This is a genomic window from Streptomyces sp. NPDC003247 (assembly GCF_042888135.1).
GTDB lineage: Bacteria > Actinomycetota > Actinomycetes > Streptomycetales > Streptomycetaceae > Streptomyces.
In genome coordinates, this window is sequence record NZ_JBIAPF010000015.1 from 201,745 (window position 1) to 225,488 (window position 23,744).

Below are 23,744 nucleotides of genomic sequence, written 5' to 3' on the forward strand. Positions count from 1 at the left end.
GCGCTCATGCACCGGCGGCGCCCTGCACGGGCGGGGCCTTGCACGGGCGGATTCCCGCACCGGCCGGGCCCCGGTACTCGCCGGACTCCCGCACTGGTCGGGCCCTGCACCGGTCGGGAGTCCGCACCGGCCGGGCCCCGGCACCCGCCGGACTCCCGCACCGGCCGGGCCCCTGCCCTCCCACCGAACCCCCGCCCCAGCCGGCCCCCTGCCCCCCGCCGGCCCCCTGCCCCCCGTCGGATCCCCGCCCCCGTCGGATCCCCGCCCCCACCGGACCCCGCCCCCGACCGAGGAGACCGTATGACCCTGCTGCGCGACGCCGACCTGGCTGCCGCGTTCGACCACGCCGCTCGCAGCTACGACACCCTGGTCGCCGCCAACCCCGGCTACCACGCCCAGCTGCGCCGCTCCGTACGCCGTCTCGGTCTGCCCCACGGCGGCGGAGGGATGCGTGTCCTGGACCTCGGCTGCGGCACCGGCGCCTCGACGGCCGCGCTCGCCGCCGTCCTCCCCGGCGCCCGGATCACCGCCGTGGACGCCTCCGCCGGCATGCTGCACCGGGCGGTCGGCAAACGGTGGCGCGCGGGGGTGACCTTCGTGCACGCCCCGGCGGAACGCCTGGCGGAGGCGGGCCTGGCGGGGCCGTTCGACGCCGTGTTCGCGGCCTACCTCGTCCGCAACGCCGCCGACCCCGACGCGGTGCTGGCGGCGGTGCGCGACGTGCTGGCGCCGAACGGACGGCTGGCCGTGCACGAGTACACCCTCAGCGGCCGGCCCGCGCACCGCGCGGTGTGGACGGCGGTGTGCCGCGGGCTGGTCCTGCCCGTCGCGACCCTCCTGGGCGACGGCGCCCTGTACCGCCACCTGTGGCGCAGCGTGCTGCGGTTCGACACGGCGGACGGCTTCGCCGACCGGGTCCGCGCGGCCGGGTTCGTGCACGTACGGGTGCTCCCCATGCCGGGATGGCAGACCGGCATCACCCATACGGTCGTCGCCCGCCGCCCCGGCGTCCGCGCGGCGGGCGAGCGATGACCGGGCCCCGGCGTCCGGACGCGACGCGCCACGGCAGGGACCGGCGGGCACGGAGGCTGTCCCCGCCCGGGGGCACGCCGCGCGTCACCGGTGACCGCCGCCCGACGACCGCCGTCGTGGGCGGCGGCATCGCCGGCCTGGCGGCCGCGACCGCCCTGGCCGAACGGGGCGTGCGCGTCACGCTCCACGAACGCGAATCCGTCCTCGGGGGACGGCTGGCGGGCGGGCCGACCACCCTCGCCGACGGCTCCGCCGTCACCATGAGCCGCGGCTTCCACGCGTTCTTCCGTCAGTACTACAACCTGCGAGGTCTGTTGCGGCGCACCGATCCCGGACTCGCCCGCCTGAGGGCGCTGCCCGACTACCCGCTGCGGCACAGCGACGGGCCGCACGACAGCTTCCGGCACGTCCCGCGCACCCCGCCGTGGAGCGCGCTCGGATTCGTCGCCCTGAGCCCCACCTTCCGGCCGCGCGACCTCGCCCGGATGAACCCGGTCGCGGCGCTGCCCCTCCTCGACGTCCGCGTGCCCGACGTGTACGAGCGGTTCGACGGCGTCAGCGCCCACGACTTCCTGCGGTCGATCCGCTTCCCCGAGGCCGCGCACCACCTCGCCTTCGAGGTGTTCTCCCGCAGCTTCTTCGCCGATCCCCGGGAACTGTCGGCGGCGGAGATGGTGCTGATGTTCCACATCTACTTCCTCGGCTCCGCCGAGGGCCTGCTCTTCGACGTCCCCGGCGACCCGTTCCCCGCCGCCCTGTGGGACCCCCTCGCCGGCTATCTGCGCGGCCACGGCGCCGACCTGCGCACCGGCACCCCCGTCGAGAGCGTCGAACCCACCCCGGACGGCGGTTTCGTCGTGGTCACGGGCGAGGAGGAGCGGCGGTACGACACCGTGGTGCTGGCCCTGGACACGGGCGGCCTGCGCGCCCTCGTCGGCCGTTCCCCGCGCCTGGCCGACGCCGCGTGGCGGGAACGCGTCGCCCGGCTGCGCACCGCGCCGCCGTTCCTCGTGAGCCGCCTGTGGCTGGACCGTCGCGTCGCCGCCGACCGGCCCGGCTTCCTGGGCACCAGCGGCTACGGCACCCTCGACAACGTCAGTGTGCTGGAGCGCTGGGAGTCGGAGGCGGCCCGCTGGAGCGCCCGCCGCGGGGGATCCGTCGTGGAACTGCACGCGTACGCCCTGCCGGACGGCGCGGTCCGCGACGTCGAGCGGAAGCGGCTGCTCGCGCAACTGCACCGGGTGTACCCGGAGACCCGCGCGGCGAGGGTCGTCGACGAACGCCACGAGTGGCGGTCCGACTGCCCGCTGTTCCCGGTCGGCGGCCACGGCGACCGGCCGACCGTACGCACCGGCGACCCGGGCCTGGTGGTGGCCGGAGACCTGGTCCGCACGGACCTGCCGGTGGCCCTCATGGAGCGCGCGGCCACCAGCGGCTTCCTCGCCGCCAACGCCCTGCTGGAGCGCTGGGGCGTCCGGGGCCAGACCCTGTGGACCGTTCCCGACCGCGGACGCGGAGCGGCACTGCGGCTGCTCGCACGGTGGGGCGCCGACCGGTCCGCACCGGTCGGCGGCGACACACGGGGGACACCATGACCGACTGCCCCGCACCCCGGCACGCGCTCCTGACACGCCGTCACGCCGGCGCTGTCACACCGGAGCCGCCACATCGGAGCCGGCGCACTGGAGCCGTCGTACCGAGCCCGTCACACCGAAGCCGACGCACCGGAGCCGTCAAGCCGGACGGGCGCCGACGCCCGCAGGGATGAGGTGACGGGACCGGGGTAGACGCGTCGGTACACAGGCCTTGCCGAACCGGCCTCGCCGTCGACCGTTCCAGGAGGCAGCCGTGCCAGGGATGTTGGAGAAGATCAAGCAGTTCAGCAGGAGCCCGCAGGGGCGTCGTGCGGTGGAGCAGGTGCGCCGCGCCTCCGCCGACCCGCGCCGCCGGGCCCAGGCCCAGCGGCTGCTGGGCAGGCTGCGGGGCCGGCGCTGACCCGCGGACCGGACACGCCGCCGGGGTGACGCCGTATCAGGGGCCGGTGGCCGCCCGCACGAGCCGGGCGGCCACCGGCCCCTGACGCGCGGGACGCGGTCAACCGTGCACCCGGTTGCACGTGTGCCCGGTCGACCGTGTGCCCGGTCGACCGGGTGTCCCGGCGGGCGGCGTGCCGCCAGACGTCCGCAGCCCCCCGGGCGGCCCCGGCCCCGGCCGGCCGGGCGTGACGGCCGGGGAGGCGGGTACCCGAGGTCTCATGGCGGGCGGGCGCGGCCCGACGGCGCCCCGCACAGCACGAGCGGTGGCGTCACCGCTCCCGGACCCGCCCGCCGCCCCGCCGTTCCCGCTGGATCCGCAGTCCGCCGGATCCACCCGCGGCCGTCCACACTCGCGCACACCCGTCCCTTGGGGGAACACATGCCGGTACGCCCATGGCCTTCAGTGCCGGAGCCCCTCGGCGGACGCGTCCTGGCGGGCCGTTACCGGGTGGACGCCCCGCTCGGCCGGGGCGGCGCCGCCGACGTCCACGAGGCGTTCGACCTGCGGCTCGGGCGTCCGGTGGCGGTGAAGCTGCTCAGGGGCGGCGAGGAACAGGCGGAGAAACGGTTCAGCGATGAGGCGCTGCTGCTGGCCCGGCTCCACCACCCCGGCCTCGTCACCGTCTACGACGTCGGGCGCGACGAGAACCTGCCCTTCCTCGTCATGCAGCTCGTCCGGGGCTCCACCCTGCGCGCCCGCATCGCCGCCGGACCGCTGACCCCCGCCGCCGTGTGCGCCCTCGGCGCGGACCTGGCGACGGCGCTCGCGCACGTCCACGCCGCCGGAGTGGTGCACCGCGACGTCAAGCCGTCCAACATCCTCCTCGACGAGCAGGACGCCCCGCACCTGACCGACTTCGGCATCTCCCGGCGGATCGACGACAGCGCCCGCACCGCGACCGGAGTGCTGGTGGGCACGGCGGCGTACCTGGCCCCCGAACAGGTCACCGGCGACGGGACGGGCCCCGCCGTGGACGTGTACGCGCTCGGGCTGACGCTGCTGGAGTGTCTCAAGGGTGAACTGGAGTACCCCGGTGTCCCCTTGGAGGCGGCGATGGCCCGCCTCCACCGGCGGCCGGCCGTCCCCGCCGGTCTCGACGGGGAACTGGACGGTCTGGCCGGTCTGCTGGAGGCCATGACCGCCTTCGACACCGGCTGCCGCCCCGACGCCCTCACGTGCGCCCGGGCGTTGACGGCCCTGGAGGCGGCCGCGACACCCGCCGGGCGCCCTTCGGGGCAGCACCGAGGCGGCCGGCGGGTGGGGGAGCGCGCCGCCACCGCGTTCCGCTCCCGCTTCGGCCGGACCGCGCGGGCGACCGGTGCCGGCCACCGGGGCCCCGCCGGCCGGCGGCCGGGCCGGCGCACGCCGGCGACCGCCGGCGCCGCGCTGCTCGCCGCCCTGCTGGGCGTCTCCCTCTCCGGATCCGCCGCCGTGGGCGACCTCCCCGACCGCGACGCCGACGCCGGTACCGACAGCGCCGCGGCGGCCCGCGGGCCCGTTCCGGCAGCCCCGCCCGTCCCGTCGAGCCGGGTCCCCCGGCAAGGGCACGGCCAGCACCGGTGAGCAGGCCCCGGCGTCGGGACGCCCCGCCCCTGCACGCCCGCCGCCGGGGGAGGAGCGTGGCGCACCGGGAGGCGTGGCGGATTCGTGTACAACCCGTCACGAGGTTGCGCGGGCCGTCCCGAGTGCGAGACGGTTGTCGAAGGTCAACAGTTTCGAGCTGTAGAGAGGGGGTGGGGTGCGCACCATGCGTTCCCCTGCTTGTGATTCCTTCGCCTGGCCCCCCTGCCCGTCCGCACGGCGGCGCCGCGAGCGTCGGCGCGTCGTGGAATAGCGCTCCCTACCCGGTCCTCGTCGTGGGCCGCGACGGGGGCGTCGTCGAGATCAACGAAGCCGCACGCACCCTCTTCCCCGACGCGTCCGGGGGCGACTGGTTCGAGCGGACCGCCCCGCGCTGGCTGTCCGACGCGCACCACCGCCTGGACCGGTCCGGCACGGACGCCCGGTCCCCGCGCCCCGCGTCGGGCGCGATCACCGGGCGCACCTTCCAGGCCCATCCCACCCGCAGCCCCGGCGAACACGGCGACGTGGTGTGGTGGCTGGTGGAGGACACCGACCTCCGGCACACCGAGCGGGCCCTCAAGGACTCCCAGGAACGGGCCGCCGTCCTCGCCGAGGTCTCCAGCGCGCTCCTGTCGTCCCTGAACGTCGACCACTGTCTCGAGGTGACCGCCCGTATGGCCGCCCGTCACATCGCGGACGCCGCCGTCATCGTCGCCCCGGCCCAGGGACGCCACCACCCGCTGACGTACGCCGAGAGCGGCGGCCCCGTCACCCAGACGATGCGGCTGATCGACACCGGGGAGGTGCCGGGACTGACCGAGGCGATCCAGGGGTTCCCGCCCGTCCCGGCCCGCTGGATCAGCCCCGACGACATCCCCGACTGGGCGATCCCGCCCGGCTTCACCGGTCCCATCGGCTCCGTCATCGTCACCCCGCTGCCCGGGCACGGTGTCCCGGCCGGCGCACTGGTCCTGCTGCGGTCCAGCAGCCAACGGGCGTTCGACGAGGGCGAGGAGGTCTTCGCGCGCCTGTTCGCGGCCCGCGCGGGAGCCGCCCTCTCCGCGGCCCGCCTCTACGCCGAGCAGTCCTCCATCACCGCGGTGCTGATGCGCGAACTGCTCCCGCCGACACTGCGGCACGTCAACGGAGTGGGCTACGCCGGCCGCTACCGCGCCGCACGCGACCACGAACGCGTCGGCGGCGACTTCTACGACGTGCACCCCGGCACGGACCCCTTGCAGGAGACGTTCGTCGTCCTGGGCGACGTCGCCGGCAAGGGCCTGGAGGCCGCCGTGCTCACCGGCAAGATCCGCAGCGTCCTCCAGGCCCTGCTGCCGCTCTCCGGCGACCACCAGCAGGTCCTCACCCTGCTCAACGACGCCCTGCTGAACTCCCACCACACCCGGTTCGCCACCCTGGTCCTCGCCTCCGCCCGGCGCCGCGCCGGACAGGTCCACCTGCGGCTGACCAGCGCCGGCCACCTGCCGCCGCTGATCGTGCGACGGCACGGACAGGTGGAGGAGGCCGACACCTCCGGCCAGCTGATCGGCGCCATCCCCCAGGCACGCGCCCGCACCGCACGCGCCGTACTGGCCCCCGGCGAGACGTGCCTGCTCTACACCGACGGCATCACCGAGGCCCGTGGCGGCCCCCTCGGCGACCAGCTCTACGGCGAGCGCCGGCTGCGCGAGGCGCTCGCCGCCTGCGCGCGGATGCCCGCGGAGGCCGTCGTCGAACGCGTGCAGATGCTCGTCGCCCAGTGGCTCGGACCGGGCCGGCACGACGACATGGCCACCCTCGCCATCACCAACCCGACGAGCGGCCGCGGGCCGCTCCACCTCGTCGACGGACACACCCGGACAGCCGCCGCACCCGGCGGGAGCGGAAAGGACGGCGCATGACAGGTGGCCGAACGGCCGACCACCAGGTGTCCCGGCTGCGGGACCGGCTGTGGGCGGCGGCTCTGGACGCCGACGAGACAGGCGCGATCGACGTGGTGAGCGCGGCCGAGCGGGACGGGTGGCCCGCCGAGGCCCTGCTCCTCGACGTCATCGCGGCCGTACAGCGGAGGCTGGGCGAGGAATGGGCGGCCGGCCGGATCACCGTGGCCGACGAACACGTCGCCACCGCCATCAACGACCGCGCTGTGGCGGCGCTCGCCCGCCGCACGTCGCCGCGGTCGGGGAAGAGACGCCGGGTGACGGTGGCGTGCGTGGACGGGGAGTGGCACGCCCTGCCGGCCCGCCTGGTGGCGGAGACCCTCAGGGGCCGCGGCTGGCATGTGGACTTCCTCGGCGCGCACGTACCGACGCCCCACCTGATCGCCCATCTGCACGCCACCGGACCCGAGGCCGTCCTGCTGTCGGCGTCGATCCCCACCCACCTCCCCACCGCCCACGCGGCGCTGACCGCCTGTCAGTCGACAGGGACACCCGTCCTGGTGGGCGGTGCCGCGTTCGGCCCCGACGGCCGTCAGGCCCGCGCCGTGCGCGCCGACGCCTGGGCACGGGATGCCAGGGACGCGGCCGACCTGCTCGACGCCGGCGTCGAGGCACGGCAGGCCTCCGTGCCCCGGCAGCAGATCGACGACCTGCCCCATCTGGCCGACCAGGAGTACACGTTCGTCACCCGCAACCGGCCGTCCCTGGTCAAACAAGTGCTGTACGACCTGGAGGAGCGGTACCCGGCCATGCGGTCGTACACCCCCGCCCAGCACGAGCGCACCGCCGAGGACCTCTGCCACATCCTCGACTTCCTCGCCACCGCGCTGTACTTCGACGATCCGGACATCTTCGGCAGGTTCGTCGCCTGGACGGCCGGCATCCTCACCGCCCGCCGGGTGCCCGCCGACGCGCTGCGGCTCGGTCTGACCGTGCTCGCCGGCCACCTGCACGACTTCCCGCGCGCCCGGAGTTTCCTGAAGGAGACGGCCGCCACCCTCGACCACCCTCCCGCTCCCTCGGTCCCCGGCACAGGAACACCCGCATGAGCACGCACCCCTCCTTCCACGTCACCACGCGGGCCTCCCGCCCGGGTGTCCTCACCGTGGCGATCGGCGGTGAACTCGACTACGACACCAGCGACTTCTTCCTCGCCCTGGTGACGAGCGCCCTCGACGAGCACACCCGGGAGCACGGGGCCGCGCCGCGTGACCTGCACCTGGACTGCGCGGCGCTGACCGTGCTCGACTCCATGGGGCTGTCCGCGCTGATCATGCTCCGCCGGCGCACCCATCCGGCGGGGATCGCCCTGCACCTCGACAACCGGCCCGCCCACCTCGTGCGCATGCTGGACGTCACCGGCACCGCCGACCACCTCACCGGCCGGTCCTACGACTCCTCACCGCCGCTCACCGGGCGGCACGCCGACGAGTCGGGCACCGCCCCCGCGACCTGACCCGGCGGCCGCGGACCCCCGGGTCAGGACGCGGCGGACGACGGCCGGAAGCACGCGGTGACCGTCTTGCCGTGCGGACAGGGACGGGTCTCCCAGCTGTCGGCCAGCGCGTCGACGAGCAGCATGCCGCGTCCGCCGACGCTCTCCGCGCTGGGCGCACGCGGGGTCGGCAGGTCGGCCGACGCGTCGTGGACGGAGATGTGCAGGCAGCGGCTGTCCCAGGTCAGGACCAGCTGAGCGCTGCTGCGCGCGTGCCGGTGGGCGTTGGTGACCAGCTCGGAGACGGTGAGCAGGACGGCGTCCACCGTCTCCGGATCGCTGCCGCTCCAGCCCAGGGTGTCCAGATGCCGGCGGGCCCAGTCGCGAGCCTCCTTGACGGTACTGTTCATCGGCAGTGTGCGGGCCCAGCCCACGGCTCGTACCGCTGATCCGTCCACGGTGTTCCCCTTCCCGATCGGTGCCGCCGAGGCAGCGTCCACCGTCCGCCGCCGAGGCAGCGTCTACCCGCCGGAAGCGGGGTGAAGCCGTACGACCCGGCCGGAAAGGGGCGGGCGGTGGCGCCCCGGGGAGCGCGCGCACGGCCCACGCACGCACCCCGCACCCCGGCGGGCTCTGGCCGGGCGGCGGACCACGGGTCCCCTCAGCCGAGCTCGGCGCCCCGCGCGGCCGCCTCCTTCTCGGTGTCGGCGTCGGCCGTCACCAGGGAGCCGCTGCTGCTCTCGAGGTGGGCCCGGACGAACCACTGGAACTGCTCCAGGTCCCTCAGCTGCTCGATCAGCAGATCCTCGGTCGCGGGGTCGATCTCGCCGACCTCCTTGATCGCGTCCCGGACGCCCTCGATGAGGCCCGTGTAGACGAGGTCCAGGGCGCCGAGGTGCGCGATCGCGCCGTCCCGGCCGATGGAGTAGTCCTGCCAGGTCCGCTCCTCCACCAGGGCGCCGGGCGTGCCCTGGGCGACCCCGCCCAGCGCGGCGATGCGCTCCGCCACGTCGTCCGCCATGTCGCGGACGCGGTCCACCTGGGGGTCGACCATCTCGTGCACGGCGATGAAGTGGGGGCCCACCACGTTCCAGTGCACGTGCTTCAGCGTGAGGTGCAGGTCGTTCAGGGCGTGCAGGCGCAGCCGCAGCACGCCGATGAGCCGGCCGGCCGCCTCCCGCTCGATGCCCGGGACGGTGTACTTGGGGGTCAGGTTCTTCGCCATCGGCGCAGCTCCTTCACGGTCGGATGCGGTCGGTGCCCGGATGCCCCGTCCGCGCGCCGGCAGACCTGTGACGCGCGTCCCGTGCCGACCCGGACGACGTGCCGTTCCCCCCGGCGGGCCCGCACCGGGTAGGAGGGCACCGCCGCCGACTCGCTGTCGTGACCGCGCGTCAAGGCCGCCGGGCGGTCGCGCCGTCACGGTCAGGAGCCACGTGACCGGGACCGGAACCCGCACCGGTCACGTGGTTCGCGAACCTCCCCGAACGGGTCGCTGCCGTGCGTCCTCAGGTGGACCCGCGAGGTCCCGCGGCGCGCGCCGAACGGGACGGACCGGAGCCCGGCGGGTGGTGATCGGACGGCGGTCGGAGTGCGGCAGGCAGAGAGGGGCCGGCAGAGAGGGGCCGGCAGAGAGGGGACAGGCAGGGAGACGGCTCCGGAAGGCGGCGGCAAGGGCGCGAGTAAGGTGAAGGAGTGATGAGGGGAGCACCGGTGAGAGCGGCGCGCAGCCTGGCGACGCTGGACGAGGTCGAGAGCGGCGACCACCTCTGTCAGCTCTTGGAGCCCGCCGACAACGTCGTCGAACGCAGCCGTGCCTTCGTGGCCGACGGCGCGCTCTTCGGCGACAAGGTCGTGATCGTCGGCGCCGGCGGTGGACCCGCCCGGCAACTCTCCGACGCACCGGCCCCCGTGGTGCTCGATCCGGCCGTGCTGGACGGCTCGCTGCTGGCCGCGGTGCGCCGCGAGGCCGCGAGCGCCGGGCGCGAGGGCTACCGGGCCCTGCGGATCCTGCGCCATGTGACGGCCGGCCACGACGGGGCCCGGCCGGACTCCATGCTCCAGAGCGAGCTGGACCTGGAGGAGTTCGCCGCCGACAGCGGCGCCATGGTGCTGTGCACCTACCGGCCGGCCGACTGGGACCCTCCCACGCTCGACCAGGTCAGATGCGTGCACCCGCACCACGTGGGCAGTCGGCCCGCAGCACCCGAGTTCCGGGTGTACCGCACCGGAGAGGGCCACTGGACGGTGAACGGAGTGATCGACTCCGACGGTGCCGCGGCGTTCGGCGCGGTGCTGCGCAGCCTGCTCACCCACGCCACGACCGTGCGGCTGGTCTGCCACGACCTGGAGTTCTTCGACGCGGCGGGCATGAGCGCGCTGGCCGACGCCGCCAAGTGCCTGCCCGACCGCGTGGTGATCCTCGAGGGGGCCAACGACATAGTGCGGCGGTGCTGGGAGCTCTCCGGTTTCGCCGCGCCCGAGGTACCGGTGGTGATCGCGCCATGACCGACCGGTCTTCGCAGGACACCGCCGCTCCGGCCGCCGGGTACCGGCACGAGCTGTACCCGTACCGGGGCCGCGAGGAGTTCCTGGACGGCACGCTCGGCTTCATCCAGGAAGCGCTCGACGGCGACGAGGCGGTGGTCGTGGCCGTCCCCCACGAGAAGGTGTCGCTGCTGCGCGCCGAACTCCCCGAACTGCCGACCGTCCGCTTCGTCGACACCGGGTCCGTCGCCCACCACCCCGGACGCCTCATCGACGCCTGGCAGCGGTGGATCCAGGAGCACGCCGCGGACGGCCGTCCCGTCCGGGGCATCGGCGAGTCCCCCTGGGACGACGCGCGCAGCCGCGCCGAGATCCAGGAACTCCAGTACCACGAGTGGCTGCTCAACAAGGCCTTCGCCGACAGCCCCGCCTGGTGGCTGCTGTGCCCCTACGACACCGAGGGCCTCCACGCCGACCTCAAGACGATGTCGCGCTGCCACCCCGAGGTGCGCAGGAACGGCCACTCGCAGCCCTACGACGGCTTCGACCCGGAGGCGGCCTACCCGTTCGAGTCGCTGGCACCGCCCTGCGACCCGTACGACGAACTGTGCTACGGCCAGGGCGACATGGCCGCGGTACGGGCCAAGATCGCTGAATGCGCCCGGTGGCACGGTCTGGACGCGACGCGGCTGCGGGAACTGCACGTCGCCGCCACGGAGATCGCCGCGAACAGCGTCCAGCACGGCGGCGGCGAGGGCGCGCTGCGGACCTGGGCCGACGGCGACCGCATGATCTGCGAGTTCCACGACCGCGGGTACATCGCCGACCCCCTCGCGGGGCGGACCAGACCCCGCGGCGCCCAGGCCGGCGGCCGCGGGCTGTGGCTGGCCCACCAGTTGTGCGACCTCGTCGAGATCCGCTCCACCCCCGACGACGGCACGACCGTCCGCCTGCACACCGCCCTGCGCGTCTGAGACCCGCGGGCCCCCGCCACGGTCGGGCCGGGCACCGGCGGGGCGTGAGCGGCGGGCCCCGCGGGTCTGTCCGCCGGACCGCCGGACCGCCGGACCGCCGGACCGCCGGACCGCCGGACCGCCGGACCGCCGGACCGGCGGACAGGGCGGGCGAGGAGCGCGCGCGGTACGGCGAGGACCGAGCGGATCCGGCGGGATCAAGCGAGTACGGACAACTGGCAAGTTGGGCATAGCCATTGTCACCGGTGTGCACAAGAATGAGGGGAGAGAGATCAACACCGGCCCGAACGGGTAAGCGGTGTCGAGTCCCCGTTCCCGGAAAGGCCACGCAATGCCGCTCGCCCACGATCAGGTCCAGCCCCTCCACCCCGCCGCCGTCGACGCCCGCGGTGCCGCCTGCGCGCTCCAGCGCCGCCGCGAACCCGTCCGTCCCGCGGGGCGGTTCCTCGCTCCCCGCACCCCACCGGACCGTCAGCCAGGAGGCGTCGCCGGCCGGCCGGCCGTGACCCGCGCCTTCCCGGCGGACGTCCCCGGTCCGTACCCGGTGCGTTCCTCGGCCTCGCTCCGCACGCCCGAGGCGGAGGTCATGCGGGTGCTCTCCGACACCCGCACCGCCGTGTTCGCGACCGAGTACGCGAGCGGACGCCGGCGGTACAGTTACTGGCGGCCGGTCGACTCCGACACCGGCCGCGGCGGCTGTTACGTCGCCCTGCCGACCGACGCGTGCGAGGAGTTGCGCGCCGCCGGCCGCATCACGCTCAGCGAGCCCGTCCACGACCCGTCGAAGACCACCTACCGGGTCAGGTCCGCCCGTGTGTCCACGACGTCGGCGCGGGCGGCGCGCCCCCGGGACCGCGCCGCGTGAACGGGGCGTCCGTTCCTTCGGCCACCGCGTCCGTCCGGATTCGCGCGGATGCGGTGACCGGCTGTTCTACAGTGCTGCCGTCCGTCAGTTCCGGACGTCGCCAAGGAACGGAGAGGTAGTCGCGAACATGCCGACCGAAACGTTTGAGTTCCAGGTGGAGGCCCGTCAGCTCCTGCAGTTGATGATCCACTCGATCTACTCGAACAAGGATGTCTTCCTGCGTGAGCTCGTCTCCAACGCGTCCGACGCGCTGGACAAGCTGCGCCTCGAGTCCCTGCGGGACGACACGCTGGACGCCGACGTGTCCGACCTGCACATCGAGATCGAGGCCGACGGCGACGCCCGCACGCTCACCGTGCGGGACAACGGCATCGGGATGTCGTACGACGAGGTCGCGCGTCTCATCGGCACGATCGCCAACTCGGGCACGGCCGCGTTCCTGGAGGAGCTGCGGCAGGCCGAGGACGCCGGTGCCGCCGAGGGGCTCATCGGGCAGTTCGGCGTCGGCTTCTACTCCGGTTTCATGGTGGCCGACGAGATCGTCCTGGTGACCCGGCGGGCCGGTGAGAGCCGGGGAACGCGCTGGTCGTCGCGCGGTGAGGGCACGTACACGCTGGAGACGGTCGACGAGGCACCCCAGGGCACCGCCATCACCCTGCACCTCAAGCCGGCCGACCCCGACAACCAGCTCCACGACTACACCTCCCCGTGGAAGATCCGGGAGATCGTCAAGCGGTACTCCGACTTCATCACCTGGCCCGTCCGGATGGTCCCCCAGCAGCCCACCGCGGCGGACGGCGGCGACGGGGACGGCGGGGACGAGCACGGCGGCACACCGCCCGAGCCCGAGACGCTGAACTCCATGAAGGCCCTGTGGGCCCGGTCCCGCGACGAGGTGAGGGACGAGGAGTACCACGAGCTCTACAAGCACATCAGCCACGACTGGACGGACCCGCTGGAGACCGTCCGGCTCCAGGCGGAGGGCACCTTCGAGTACCAGGCCCTGCTGTTCCTCCCCGCGCACGCCCCGCACGACCTGTTCACCCAGGGCCACAAGCGGGGCCTCCAGCTGTACGTCCGGCGTGTCTTCATCATGGACGACTGCGAGGCGCTGCTGCCGCCGTACCTGCGGTTCGTCAAGGGTGTCGTGGACGCCCAGGACCTCTCGCTCAACGTCTCCCGCGAGATCCTCCAGCAGGACCGGCACATCCAGCTGATGCACCGCCGGCTGGCGAAGAAGGTCCTGTCCTCGGTCAAGGACATGATGGCCGCGGCTCCGGACCGGTACGCGACGTTCTGGCGGGAGTTCGGTGCCGTCCTGAAGGAGGGACTGGTCACCGACACGGAGAACCGCGACACGCTCCTCGCCGTCTCGTCGTTCGCCACCACGCACCACGACACCGAGCCGACGACGCTCCGGCAGTACGTGGAGCGGATGGCGGACGGCCAGGACACCATCTACTACATGACCGGTGAGTCCCGCACGGGCATCGAGAACTCGCCGCACATGGAGGCCTTCCGGGCCAGGGGCATCGAGGTCCTGCTGCTCACCGACCCGGTCGACGAGGTGTGGACCGACGCGGTGGGCGAGTACGAGGGCAAGCAGCTGCGGTCCGTGGTCAAGGGCGAGATCGACCTCGACCCCGACGGGGAGACGGCGTCCGAGGAGGACCGTGAGAAGCAGGGCGAGGAGTACGCCGGCCTGCTCGAGTGGATGGGGGAACGGCTCGGCGAGGAGATCAAGGAGGTACGCCTGTCCTCCCGCCTCACCGTCTCCCCGGCCTGCCTGGTCTCCGACACGCACGACCTGACCCCGGCGCTGGAGAACCTGTACCGCGCGATGGGCCAGGAGGTCCCCCGCACCCGGCGCATCCTGGAGCTGAACCCCGGCCACACCCTGGTCAAGGGGCTCAACGAGGCGTTCAGGGACGGCAAGGACCGCACCGCCCTCGCGGAGAGCGCGGAGCTCCTGCACGGCCTCGCGCTGCTGGCCGAGGGAGGCCGGCCGGCCGAGCCCGCGAGGTTCGTGCAGCTGCTGGCGGACCGCTTGGAGCGGGCGCTGTAGAACACCCCGGCGGTGCGGACGGTAACGCGGTGCTACGCGGCCGTCCGCGCCGCAGGCGTGCGTACGGCCCCCGTCCCGACGTGCCCGTCCCGACGTGCCCGTGCCGACGTGCCCGTCCCGACGTGCGGGCCGTAGGGCCAGGCCGCAGGGTGGTGCGCAGGGGGGCGCCGCACCGGAGCCCGTGAGGAGTTCGACCATGGCGAAGGACAGTTCCCGCAAGAAGGATCCGGAGAAGGATCCGAAGAAGGAGCCGGCCAAGGGCGACGAGGTCGCCTGGAGCAGTCACGGCAGCGAGACCACGGGCACCGTGGAGAAGAAGATCACCAAGCGGACGAAGGCCGCCGGCCGCACGGTGGACGCGTCCCCGGAGGAGCCCCAGTACGAGGTGCGCAGCGACAAGTCCGGCCGCTCGGCCGTGCACAAGCCGTCCGCGCTCAAGAAGAAGAAGTGAGGCCCGGTGCCGTCCGACGACGACCGGCGTGAGACCTGGGACGACTTCCGGGAACTGGTCAACATGACGCCGTCCGAACTGGAGAAGTGGCTGGCCTCCGACGCGTCGCAGGAGGCGGGGCAGCACAAGGACGGCGGCGAGTCCACCGGGCACGCCTCGGGCCGCAGGATCGTCTCCATCCTCCGCAAGAAGAAGGGCGAGCTGTCCGACGAGGACTACGCCCACATGCGCAAGGTGATCGGTTACATCCGGCGGCACTCGGCACAGCGGCCGTCGGGGGACGTCGAGGACTCGCGCTGGCGGCATTCGCTGATGAACTGGGGGCACGACCCGCTGGTCAAGGGGGCGTGAGCGGGGCGACGCGATGTCCGCCGCACCGCTCAGGGCAGCGGTGTGCCGCCGGTGGCGTTGAGGATCTCCGCGGTGACGTAGCTCGCGTCCTGGGAGGCGAGGTAGACGTAGGCGGGCGCCAGCTCGGCCGGCTGCGCGGGCCGGCCCAGCGGGCTCTGCTTGCCGAACTCGCTGGTGTCGGGCATGGTCGCGGGGATCAGCGGTGTCCACACCGGTCCCGGCGCGACCGCGTTCACGCGGATGCCCCGGTCGGCGACCATCTGTGCGAGTCCCTGGGTGAACGTGACGATCGCGCCCTTCGTCGTCGCGTAGTCCAGCAGGTGGGGGCTGGGCTTGTAGGCCTGCACGGACGTGGTGTTGATGATGCTCCCGCCCTCCGGGATGTGCGGCAGGGCGAACTTCGTCAGCCAGAACATGCCGTAGAGGTTCGTCCTCATCACCCGGTCGAACTGCTCGGTCGTGATGGCCTCGATGCCGTCCGGTTGCGCCATCTGGTACGCCGCGTTGTTCACCAGGACGTCCACGGCGCCGAACTCGGCGACGGCCCGGTCGATCAGCGCCCGACAGGCGTTCTCCTCACGGATGTCGCACGACACGGCCACCGCCTTGCGTCCGGCGTCCTCCACCAGGCGTGACGTCTCGCGTGCGTCGGCCTCCTCCGTGGCGAGGTGGGTGAAGAGCACATCGGCTCCCTCGCGGGCGAAGGCCAGCGCCACCGCCCGGCCGATTCCCGAGTCCCCGCCGGTGATCACCGTCCTGCGGCCCTCCAGGCGGCCGGAACCCCGGTAGGACTCCTCGCCGTGGTCCGGCGGCGGGTCCATGGGGCCGGTCCAGCCGGGATGCGGCTGGTCCTGCCGCGGGAAGTCGGGACGCGGGTGCTGCGTGGTCGGGTCCTGCCAGGTGTTCGGCTCGTCCGTCACGTCGGCCTCCTGCCGGTCGGTGGTTCGCGCGGAGGACCGGGTTCCCCGGTCAGGACCGGGCGAACGAAGCGTGTCGGGCGAAGAAGCACTTCGGAAGAGCTTCGAATGTTTCGACGTTCTTTACTTGGGAGCTGATCTTGTATTTCCCTGTGAAAAGTGAACGCTCCGTTCGGCCGGTCGTTCCTGCCGCCTGATCAGCGAGTATGGCAGCCGCGAGCTCCTCCTCTCTGACGAATGTTTCGAAAGCTTCACCGAAACTGTTGACTGTTGACGGGGTCAGATCAACACTTTCGACCGCGAAGCCCGCCCGTCCCGTCCTTCGAGGAGGAAGCACGGACATGAACACGTACGCCGAACGGAGAGGCGGCGGTCGCGGCCGCCGCGCGCCCCTGGTCCGGAGCGTCTGGGTCACCGCGCTGGCCGCGGTGCTCGCGCTGCTCCTGCCGAGCGCCGCGAGCGCCGACACGGTCATCACCACGAACCAGACCGGTACCGACAACGGCTACTACTACTCGTTCTGGACCGACGCGCCCGGAACGGTCTCCATGACCCTGAGTTCCGGCGGCGCCTACAGCACCCAGTGGAGCAACACGGGGAACTTCGTCGCCGGCAAGGGCTGGAGCAACGGCGGCCGCCGGAGCGTCGCCTACTCGGGCACCTTCAACCCGTCCGGCAACGCCTACCTGGCCCTCTACGGCTGGACGTCCAACCCGCTCGTGGAGTACTACATCGTCGACAACTGGGGCACCTACCGGCCCACGGGCACGTTCATGGGCACCGTCACCAGCGACGGCGGCACCTACGACATCTACCGGACGACGCGGTACAACGCCCCGTCCGTGGAGGGAACCAAGACCTTCGACCAGTACTGGAGCGTCCGGCAGTCGAAGAGGACGGGCGGCACCATCACCACCGGCAACCACTTCGACGCCTGGGCAAACGCCGGAATGACCCTGGGCAGCTTCAGCTACTACATGATCATGGCCACCGAGGGCTACCAGAGCAGCGGCAGCTCCAGCATCACCGTGGGCGACGCCGGTTCGGGCGGCAGCACCGGCTGCACGGCGACCCTGTCCGCGGGGCAGCAGTGGAGTGACCGGTACAACCTCAATGTCGCGGTCTCCGGTTCCAGCAACTGGACGGTGACGATGAACGTGCCGTCTCCGGCGAAGATCCTCTCCACCTGGAACATCAGCGCGAGTTATCCCAGTGCGCAGGTGCTGACCGCCAAGCCGGACGGCAGCGGGAACAACTGGGGCGTGACCGTCCAGCACAACGGCAACTGGACCTGGCCGACGGTCTCCTGCACCGCGAGCTGACCGGCCACCACCGAGGCAGGAGGACCATTTCCCATGAACGCCGGACCGCGTCTCCCGTTACGCTCCCTGGTCACGAGGCTCGCCGTCGTCGCGACGGCCGCGGCGAGCACCCTCACCGTCCATGCCGCCCCGGCGCAGGCCGCCGCCTGTACCGGCTACGTCGGACTCACCTTCGACGACGGCCCGTCCGGCAGCACGGCGAGCCTGCTCACCGCGCTCCGGCAGAACGGGCTGCGGGCCACCATGTTCAACCAGGGCCAGTACGCCGCCGCCAACCCGTCCCTGGTCCGGGCACAGGTCGACGCGGGCATGTGGGTGGGCAACCACAGCTACACCCATCCCCACCTGACCCAGCAGAGCCGGGCGCAGATCGACTCGGAGATCTCCCGGACCCAGCAGGCCATCGCCGCGGCCGGCGGCGGCACGCCGAAGCTGTTCCGCCCGCCGTACGGCGAGACCGACGCGACGGTGCGCTCCATCGAGGCCGCGTACGGACTGACCGAGGTCCTTTGGGACGTCGACTCGCAGGACTGGAACGGGGCCGGTACGGACGCGATCGTGTCGGCCGCCGGCCGGCTGACCGACGGCCAGGTGATCCTGATGCACGACTGGCCGGCCAACACCCTCGCGGCGATCCCGCGCATCGCACAGGGCCTGGCCGCCCGTGGCCTGTGCGCCGGGATGATCTCTCCGCAGACCGGACGGGCCGTGGCGCCGGACAGCGATTCAGGCGGCGGGGGCGGGGGGAGTACCGGCTGTACGGCGACCCTGTCCGCGGGGCAGCAGTGGAGTGACCGGTACAACCTCAATGTCGCGGTCTCCGGTTCCAGCAACTGGACGGTGACGATGAACGTGCCGTCTCCGGCGAAGATCCTCTCCACCTGGAACATCAGCGCGAGTTATCCCAGTGCGCAGGTGCTGACCGCCAAGCCCGACGGCAGCGGGAACAACTGGGGCGTGACCGTCCAGCACAACGGCAACTGGACCTGGCCGACGGTCTCCTGCAGCACCGCCTGATCCCGCGGGCCGGCCGTCGGACGACGTTTCGCGCACAGCGGGCCGGGCCGGAGCGGGTCACCCGTGCGGTGCAGCCTGCGCCGCACGGGGTGGGGCAGCCGGACCGTGTGTCGGGGTGTGGTGTGCTCCCCACGGTCCGACACCGTGGCCGCCGCCGGACCGCCGGACCGCCGGACCGGCGGCGGCGCCCGTACGGGCGGACCCGCACCCGAGGCGGATGCGACGCGGGGCCGTACCGGCGCGACGCGCCGGTACGGCCCCGCGATCGTCCGTGCGGCGCCCGGCGTCAGCCGCCCCCACGTACCAGCCGACCCCGCCCGGCGGTGCCCGCGGCCCGGGCGGCTGCCCGACGTGCGCGGCGGGTCGTAGGGGCGGACCGTGGTGGCAGGGCGTCGGCGCGCGGGCAGGCGCCGAGGGCCCCGGTCCGCGAGCGGGAGAGGGGAGAGGGGTCGTGTCCGATGTCGAGGCCGAGCTGGCCCGTTCGATGCTCGAACTGCTGTCGCGGCGCGCGCCCGGGGCGTCCATCTGTCCGTCGGAGGCGGCCCGGGCCGTCCGGCCGGGCGACGGCGAGGACTGGCGCGTGCTCATGGAGCCCACCCGCAGGGCGGCCCGCCGCCTCGCGGCCGAGGGGCTCGTCGAGATCACGCGGGGCGGGCACGTCGTCGACCCGTCGGAGGAGGGCGGAGGGCCGTTGCGCATACGGCGCGTACCCTGACGGGACGGACGGGGTGTCCGCACCCTCCGTCGTCCGTCCCGTCTCCGTCCCGTCTGTCGTACCGTCTTCCGTGCCGGGTGACGGCCTCGGGCGTCAGGCGGTCCCCGCGGGCGGCAGGTGGGGGAGCGTGCCGCGGCCGGAGGACCGCTGGAGTTCCCGTACCGCGACGGTCGCCTCCGCCAGGGTCTCCGTCGTGACGAGCAACTGCTCGATCCCGAGGATCTGCAGCATCCGCCGCACATGCTCCGCGGGTCCCGCCAGGACGAGCGCGCCGCCCTCGGCGTCGAGGCGACGCCAGAAGCCGAGCAGTGTGCTCACGCCGCTGGAGTCCAGCGTCTCGGTGGAGGACGCGTTCAGGATCAAATAGCGGCAGCCGGCCGACAATAAGCGGTGCCCGGCCGAGGAGATCGCCGGACTGGTGTCGAAGTCGACCTCCTCGGGCAGATCGGCGATCACTACCGGTCCCTGGTCGTGGACGACCTGCAGCATCCGACCTCCTCCGCGTCGACTGACAACTCCCGCGCCCGTGCGGACGGGTCCGGTCAGGACCGACCACCCGCCCGCATTATGCGCCTACCCGGAGTGCTCCGGAGGAAGCTTGCGGCTTTCGACCCGGTTCCCCCGGGTAACAGGCCGCGACCCCGGTGGGCGACCCGGGAGCCGCCTCACTTGCTCCGTCTATCGAATATCGATAGATTCCCATCGTTGCTCGATTATGGGAGGGGCTATGGGAAAGCTCACGGTGCTCGCGCTGCGCGCCGTGCTCGGCGTACTGCTCGCCGGCTCAGTGTTCGTGCAAGCGGTGATGGTGCCGCTGCTGGCCGTCGATCTGGAGGGGCTCAGGGCGGACGTGGCGTACCTGCGGACCCCGCTCCTCGTCATCGTGGTGCTGGGTGTCCTCGCCCTGGAGGTCGTCCTGGTCTGCGTGTGGCGGCTGGTGACGATGGTGCGGCGCGGCACGGTGTTCTCCGACGCCGCGTTCCGCTACGTCGACGTCGTGACCGGCGCGTTCACCGCGGCCGCGCTGCTCGTGTTCGCGCTGGCGGTCGTCCTGGCGCCGGGGGAGGCCGTCGCCCCGGGTGTGGTGCTCCTCGTGTGCGGGGCGTCCCTCGCGGTCCTGGGGGTCGCGCTCATCGTGCTCGTACTGCGGATGCTGCTCGCGCAGGCCGTCGCCCGCGACGTCGAGGCGTCCCGGATGCGGGCCGAGCTCGCCGAGGTGATCTGATGCCGATCGCCGTCGACATCGACGTGATGCTGGCCAAGCGCAAGATGTCCGTGGGCGAGCTGGCGGAGCGCGTCGGGATCACCCCGGCCAACCTCGCCGTACTCAAGAACGGCCGGGCCAAGGCGGTGCGCTTCACCACGCTCGCCGCGCTCTGCGAAGTGCTCGAATGCCAGCCGGGCGACCTGCTGCGCTGGGAGGCCGAGGGCGGCACGGGCGGATGACGCCGGGCGCGCCGCCCCCCTGTGCCCGGCGTCCGGGCGCCGCGGTCGCCGGGCACGGGCGGGCGGGCCTACGAGGGCCGGACCTCCTCGTACGCGGCGCGGGTGAAGGGCGTCGCCGGTACGGGTGGGGAGAGCGGCGGTCCGCCGCCCGCCGCGCCGGTGTCCGTCGTACGCTCGCGGCCGCCCCCGCGCTCGTCCCCGTCCCTGTGCCACAGCTGCCACGTCGTACACAGCAGCAAGGTCAGCAGTGCCGCCAGGATCAGCAGCTGGAACACCGTCTGCCGGGCCGATCCGCTGCCCTGGACCACCGTCAGCAGCAGTGAGGCGCCCCACAGCGCCGTCCCCGTCGCATAGGCGGTCCTGAGCCGCCGGAGTTGACTTGCCCCACCCATCGTCGTCCTCTCACGGAGTGCCGGTGAACCACCCCGGTACCCGCACCGAGCGGTTTCACCGCCCCGACACGGCACGACCGGGACGGAAAGAGAACGCACGAGGCAGGTGTGAAGTGCCCCGGCCGGGGCAGACGGGACGACGTCGGAGAGAAACGGGGCGGCGCTGCCTGGGGAGGTCTGCGCCGCCCCGTCACCGTGCTCCGTCGCCGTCCGTCCGTGACGTCGGACACCTTGGGCGTGAAATCACCCGCCGTGGGAAGCGGCGTCGAAGTGCGCCAGTGGGCCGATACAGGGCAAACCGCGCGCACGTCGAACAGGGCGCGTCGCACGTGGCGCGCCGCACGGACGAGGAAAGGCGCTTGGCTACCGTGGCCGACGTACCGCCCGAAGGCTCCCCGAGGCCGCACAGCCCACGAGACCCGCACACCCCGGCGGATCTCCCCGACCACGTACGCAGGGACCTGCTCCGCAGGCTGAGGCGCAACAGACGCGCCTTCCGGGAGGACGACGTCCAGGTCGTGGAGCGCCCGCTGCTGCGCCGTGCGGTCGGCGCCTCGTCGCTCGGCAACTGCATGGAGTGGTTCGACTTCGGCGTCTACAGCTACCTCGCCGCCACCATCGGCAAGGTGTTCTTCCCCGGAGCCTCCCCGACCGCCCAGCTGATCTCCTCGTTCGCCACCTTCGCCGCGGCCTTCGTGGTGCGCCCGCTCGGCGGTCTCGTCTTCGGACCGCTCGGCGACCGGCTCGGCCGCCAGAAGGTGCTCGCCACCACCATGATCATGATGGCTGTCGGCACCTTCGCCATCGGCCTCATCCCCAGCTACGCGACGATCGGGATCGCCGCCCCCGTCCTGCTCCTGCTCGCCCGCATGGTGCAGGGCTTCTCCACCGGCGGCGAGTACGGCGGGGCGACGACCTTCGTCGCCGAGTACTCACCCGACCGCCGCCGCGGCTTCCTCTCCAGCTGGCTCGACTTCGGCACCTTCGTCGGCTACGCCCTCGGCTCGGCCCTCGTCACCGTGCTGAACGTCGCCCTCACCGACGACCAGATGCTGGCCTGGGGCTGGCGTCTCCCGTTCCTCATCGCCGGCCCGCTCGGCGTGATCGGCCTGTACATGCGGCTGAAGCTGGAGGAGTCCCCCGCCTTCCAGCAGCAGCTCGACGCACACGAGCAGAGCCTGGCGCAGACGTCGGCGGGCAGCGAGCTGCGCACCGTCGTCAGGAACCACTGGCGCGCCCTGCTGGTCTGCGCGGGACTCGTGCTCCTCTACAACGTCACCAACTACATGGTCACCGGGTTCCTGCCGACCTATCAGACGGAGACGCTGCACCGTTCGAGCGGCTCCGCCGACACACTGGTGCTGGTGGGCATGGTGTGGATCGTGCTGCTGATCACCTTCATCGGCCGGCTCAGCGACCGCGTCGGCCGCCGCCCGGTGTACGGTGCCGCGGCCGCCGCGATGATCGTCCTCGCCGTGCCGTCCTTCCAGCTGATCAAGGCGGACGGCACCTGGCCGCCCGTCCTCGGCGTGCTGATCCTGTCCACCCTGCTGGCCTGCTTCGCCGCGCCGAGCGCTGCCACCCTGCCGGCCCTCTTCCCGACGGCCGTCCGCTACGCAGCCATGGGCATCGGCTTCAACTTCGCCGTCGCCGCGTTCGGCGGCACCACCCCGCTGGTCACCGAGGCGCTGGTGCACGTCACCGGCGACGACATGATGCCCGCCTACTACCTGATGGCCGCCGGCGTCATCGGCCTGGTGACGGTCCGGTTCCTCCCCGAGAGCGCCCAGGTGCCGTTGCACGGCTCGCCGCCGATGGTCGGTTCGGCGGCGGAGCGCAAGGACCTGATCGTCACCTCCGGCCGGCTCTACGCGGCGACCCGCGCGGCCTCCGGCAGCGGCTGACCGCCCGACGGCGGGCGCCGGTCCGGGCGCCCGCCGGCAGGTGCCACGCCGTCAGCCGGTGCTGCCCCAGGAGTGGGCGACGTCGATGACGAGGCGGTCCGCCAGGCGCAGCACCCGGAACGGCAGCCGGGCGCGCACCCCCAGTCCGAGCTGCGTGTCCCCCTCGAAGCTGCCGACGAACCTGGCGTCGCGGAACGTCGCGTAGCCGGTGAGGTCCACGCCCGGCAGGGGCTGACCCGACGTGGCGGGGTACGTCGCCTCGCCGGTCTCCGGGTCGTAGGCGGGCGCGTGCACCCGCACCTCCAGGATCGCTCCGCCGCCGACCGGGACGGGGTGGCCCGAACCGTCCTGGTAGATCTGGTCGACGTAGCCGACGGAGAAGCCCAGGCCGTCGGCGCTCGCGCCGGGGACGTCGACGACCAGCCGGTCGTAACAGTCGTGGCGGCCGGTCCGTACGTCCCGCACCGACTCCGCCGAGGAGGCGGTGAACGCCTTGTCGAGGCTGCCCCAGCCGGTGGGGCAGGCGGCGACCTGCGAAGCGGCGGCCGGCGCGGCCTGCGCCGGTACGGCGGCCGCACCCAGTGCGGCGGTCATGAGGGCGGCGATCGCCCCTACGGTTCTGCTGCGCACCATGATCTCCCCCGAAGAGTCCAAGTGACTGATGTCAGGTGAGACAGTCCGGCGCGCCCGATGGTTGCACGGGGCCGGGCCGGAACGGCGGCCCGGGACGGTGAACGCGGGCCGGGCCGCCACGGGGGTGTGTCGTGGCGGCCCGGGCTGCTATCGCGTCGGGCATGGTCAGGCCAGTCCGCCGGCGGTCTTCTTGCGGCG

At 73.2% G+C, this 23,744-nt stretch carries 25 protein-coding genes; 19 read left to right on the top strand and 6 right to left on the bottom strand.

The annotated features are described in order from the left end of the window. The first annotated feature begins 300 nt into the window (after positions 1 to 300). The 7 genes from ACFYWQ_RS37210 (at position 301) to ACFYWQ_RS37240 (ending at position 8,028) form a co-directional block, all read left to right on the top strand. Positions 301 to 1,032, top strand: a complete 732-nt coding sequence (locus ACFYWQ_RS37210) for a class I SAM-dependent methyltransferase (protein ID WP_389523081.1) — start codon at positions 301 to 303, stop codon at positions 1,030 to 1,032. Next, positions 1,029 to 2,627, top strand: a complete 1,599-nt coding sequence (locus ACFYWQ_RS37215; protein WP_389523083.1) for an FAD-dependent oxidoreductase — start codon at positions 1,029 to 1,031, stop codon at positions 2,625 to 2,627. Before ACFYWQ_RS37210 ends, ACFYWQ_RS37215 begins: the two co-directional genes overlap by 4 nt. A 253-nt stretch (positions 2,628 to 2,880) precedes the next feature. Continuing rightward, the gene (locus ACFYWQ_RS37220; RefSeq protein ID WP_389523183.1) at positions 2,881 to 3,027 is read left to right on the top strand and encodes a hypothetical protein; all 147 of its coding nucleotides are present in this window, start codon (positions 2,881 to 2,883) and stop codon (positions 3,025 to 3,027) included. A gap of 444 nt (positions 3,028 to 3,471) precedes the next feature. Continuing rightward, complete coding sequence (locus ACFYWQ_RS37225) at positions 3,472 to 4,632, top strand: serine/threonine-protein kinase (RefSeq protein ID WP_389523086.1); 1,161 nt, start codon at positions 3,472 to 3,474, stop codon at positions 4,630 to 4,632. Between the two features lie 293 nt (positions 4,633 to 4,925). Next, complete coding sequence (locus ACFYWQ_RS37230) at positions 4,926 to 6,533, top strand: PP2C family protein-serine/threonine phosphatase (RefSeq protein ID WP_389523089.1); 1,608 nt, start codon at positions 4,926 to 4,928, stop codon at positions 6,531 to 6,533. Beyond that, complete coding sequence (locus tag ACFYWQ_RS37235) at positions 6,530 to 7,621, top strand: B12-binding domain-containing protein (RefSeq protein ID WP_389523092.1); 1,092 nt, start codon at positions 6,530 to 6,532, stop codon at positions 7,619 to 7,621. Before ACFYWQ_RS37230 ends, ACFYWQ_RS37235 begins: the two co-directional genes overlap by 4 nt. Then, a complete protein-coding gene (locus ACFYWQ_RS37240; protein ID WP_389523095.1) occupies positions 7,618 to 8,028 on the top strand; it encodes an STAS domain-containing protein in 411 nt (136 codons plus the stop codon). The genes ACFYWQ_RS37235 and ACFYWQ_RS37240 overlap by 4 nt, the downstream gene beginning before the upstream one ends. A 23-nt stretch (positions 8,029 to 8,051) precedes the next feature. On the opposite strand, the gene ACFYWQ_RS37245 is transcribed toward ACFYWQ_RS37240, so the two are convergent. Both ACFYWQ_RS37245 and ACFYWQ_RS37250 read right to left on the bottom strand, forming a co-directional pair. Then, positions 8,052 to 8,417: an ATP-binding protein gene (locus ACFYWQ_RS37245; protein ID WP_389523097.1), complete on the bottom strand. Its 366-nt coding sequence runs from the start codon at positions 8,415 to 8,417 to the stop codon at positions 8,052 to 8,054. 251 nt (positions 8,418 to 8,668) lie between these two features. Next, positions 8,669 to 9,232, bottom strand: coding sequence for a Dps family protein (locus ACFYWQ_RS37250; protein ID WP_389523100.1), 564 nt, complete (start codon positions 9,230 to 9,232; stop codon positions 8,669 to 8,671). A gap of 488 nt (positions 9,233 to 9,720) precedes the next feature. On the opposite strand from ACFYWQ_RS37250, the gene ACFYWQ_RS37255 reads away from it, so the two are divergent. The 6 genes from ACFYWQ_RS37255 (at position 9,721) to ACFYWQ_RS37280 (ending at position 15,200) form a co-directional block, all read left to right on the top strand. Further along, positions 9,721 to 10,515, top strand: coding sequence for an MEDS domain-containing protein (locus tag ACFYWQ_RS37255; RefSeq protein ID WP_389523177.1), 795 nt, complete (start codon positions 9,721 to 9,723; stop codon positions 10,513 to 10,515). Beyond that, positions 10,512 to 11,468, top strand: coding sequence for an anti-sigma factor RsbA family regulatory protein (locus tag ACFYWQ_RS37260; RefSeq protein ID WP_389523103.1), 957 nt, complete (start codon positions 10,512 to 10,514; stop codon positions 11,466 to 11,468). The genes ACFYWQ_RS37255 and ACFYWQ_RS37260 overlap by 4 nt, the downstream gene beginning before the upstream one ends. 331 nt (positions 11,469 to 11,799) lie before the next feature. After that, on the top strand, positions 11,800 to 12,333 hold the full coding sequence (locus tag ACFYWQ_RS37265) for a hypothetical protein (RefSeq protein ID WP_389523106.1): 534 nt from the start codon (positions 11,800 to 11,802) through the stop codon (positions 12,331 to 12,333). A 127-nt stretch (positions 12,334 to 12,460) separates the two neighbouring features. Further along, positions 12,461 to 14,398, top strand: a complete 1,938-nt coding sequence (gene htpG, locus ACFYWQ_RS37270) for a molecular chaperone HtpG (protein WP_389523109.1) — start codon at positions 12,461 to 12,463, stop codon at positions 14,396 to 14,398. Between the two features lie 196 nt (positions 14,399 to 14,594). Further along, a complete protein-coding gene (locus ACFYWQ_RS37275) occupies positions 14,595 to 14,849 on the top strand; it encodes a DUF2945 domain-containing protein (protein WP_389523112.1) in 255 nt (84 codons plus the stop codon). 6 nt (positions 14,850 to 14,855) lie between these two features. Next, positions 14,856 to 15,200, top strand: a complete 345-nt coding sequence (locus ACFYWQ_RS37280; protein ID WP_389523115.1) for a DUF3140 domain-containing protein — start codon at positions 14,856 to 14,858, stop codon at positions 15,198 to 15,200. 29 nt (positions 15,201 to 15,229) lie between these two features. Here ACFYWQ_RS37280 and ACFYWQ_RS37285 read toward each other — a convergent pair whose 3' ends face one another. Next, positions 15,230 to 16,120: an SDR family oxidoreductase gene (locus ACFYWQ_RS37285; RefSeq protein ID WP_389523118.1), complete on the bottom strand. Its 891-nt coding sequence runs from the start codon at positions 16,118 to 16,120 to the stop codon at positions 15,230 to 15,232. A 338-nt stretch (positions 16,121 to 16,458) separates the two neighbouring features. On the opposite strand from ACFYWQ_RS37285, the gene ACFYWQ_RS37290 reads away from it, so the two are divergent. The 3 genes from ACFYWQ_RS37290 to ACFYWQ_RS37300 all read left to right on the top strand — a co-directional run bounded on the left by ACFYWQ_RS37290 (position 16,459) and on the right by ACFYWQ_RS37300 (position 19,171). After that, a complete protein-coding gene (locus ACFYWQ_RS37290) occupies positions 16,459 to 17,439 on the top strand; it encodes a glycoside hydrolase family 11 protein (protein ID WP_389523120.1) in 981 nt (326 codons plus the stop codon). A 33-nt stretch (positions 17,440 to 17,472) separates the two neighbouring features. Next, complete coding sequence (locus tag ACFYWQ_RS37295; protein WP_389523123.1) at positions 17,473 to 18,456, top strand: polysaccharide deacetylase family protein; 984 nt, start codon at positions 17,473 to 17,475, stop codon at positions 18,454 to 18,456. 451 nt (positions 18,457 to 18,907) lie between these two features. Then, the gene (locus ACFYWQ_RS37300; RefSeq protein ID WP_389523126.1) at positions 18,908 to 19,171 is read left to right on the top strand and encodes a DUF3253 domain-containing protein; all 264 of its coding nucleotides are present in this window, start codon (positions 18,908 to 18,910) and stop codon (positions 19,169 to 19,171) included. 93 nt (positions 19,172 to 19,264) lie between these two features. On the opposite strand, the gene ACFYWQ_RS37305 is transcribed toward ACFYWQ_RS37300, so the two are convergent. Then, on the bottom strand, positions 19,265 to 19,660 hold the full coding sequence (locus ACFYWQ_RS37305; protein WP_389523129.1) for an STAS domain-containing protein: 396 nt from the start codon (positions 19,658 to 19,660) through the stop codon (positions 19,265 to 19,267). 238 nt (positions 19,661 to 19,898) lie between these two features. Between ACFYWQ_RS37305 and ACFYWQ_RS37310 the strand changes: the two genes are divergently transcribed. Together ACFYWQ_RS37310 and ACFYWQ_RS37315 are read left to right on the top strand one after the other, a co-directional pair. Further along, on the top strand, positions 19,899 to 20,396 hold the full coding sequence (locus ACFYWQ_RS37310; protein WP_389523131.1) for a DUF2975 domain-containing protein: 498 nt from the start codon (positions 19,899 to 19,901) through the stop codon (positions 20,394 to 20,396). Continuing rightward, entirely contained in the window at positions 20,396 to 20,617 is a 222-nt protein-coding gene (locus ACFYWQ_RS37315; RefSeq protein ID WP_389523137.1) for a helix-turn-helix domain-containing protein, read from the top strand. Before ACFYWQ_RS37310 ends, ACFYWQ_RS37315 begins: the two co-directional genes overlap by 1 nt. Positions 20,618 to 20,685: 68 nt before the next feature. Here the strand turns inward: ACFYWQ_RS37315 and ACFYWQ_RS37320 are convergent, their stop codons facing one another. Beyond that, a complete protein-coding gene (locus ACFYWQ_RS37320; RefSeq protein WP_389523139.1) occupies positions 20,686 to 21,009 on the bottom strand; it encodes a hypothetical protein in 324 nt (107 codons plus the stop codon). 368 nt (positions 21,010 to 21,377) lie between these two features. Here ACFYWQ_RS37320 and ACFYWQ_RS37325 point away from each other — a divergent pair, with 368 nt between their 5' ends. Continuing rightward, positions 21,378 to 22,913 carry an MFS transporter gene (locus ACFYWQ_RS37325; protein WP_389523180.1) on the top strand — a complete coding sequence of 512 codons (1,536 nt, stop codon included), beginning with the start codon at positions 21,378 to 21,380 and terminating at the stop codon, positions 22,911 to 22,913. Positions 22,914 to 22,964: 51 nt separating this feature from the next. On the opposite strand, the gene ACFYWQ_RS37330 is transcribed toward ACFYWQ_RS37325, so the two are convergent. After that, on the bottom strand, positions 22,965 to 23,546 hold the full coding sequence (locus ACFYWQ_RS37330; protein ID WP_389523142.1) for a hypothetical protein: 582 nt from the start codon (positions 23,544 to 23,546) through the stop codon (positions 22,965 to 22,967). Positions 23,547 to 23,744 lie beyond the last annotated feature (198 nt).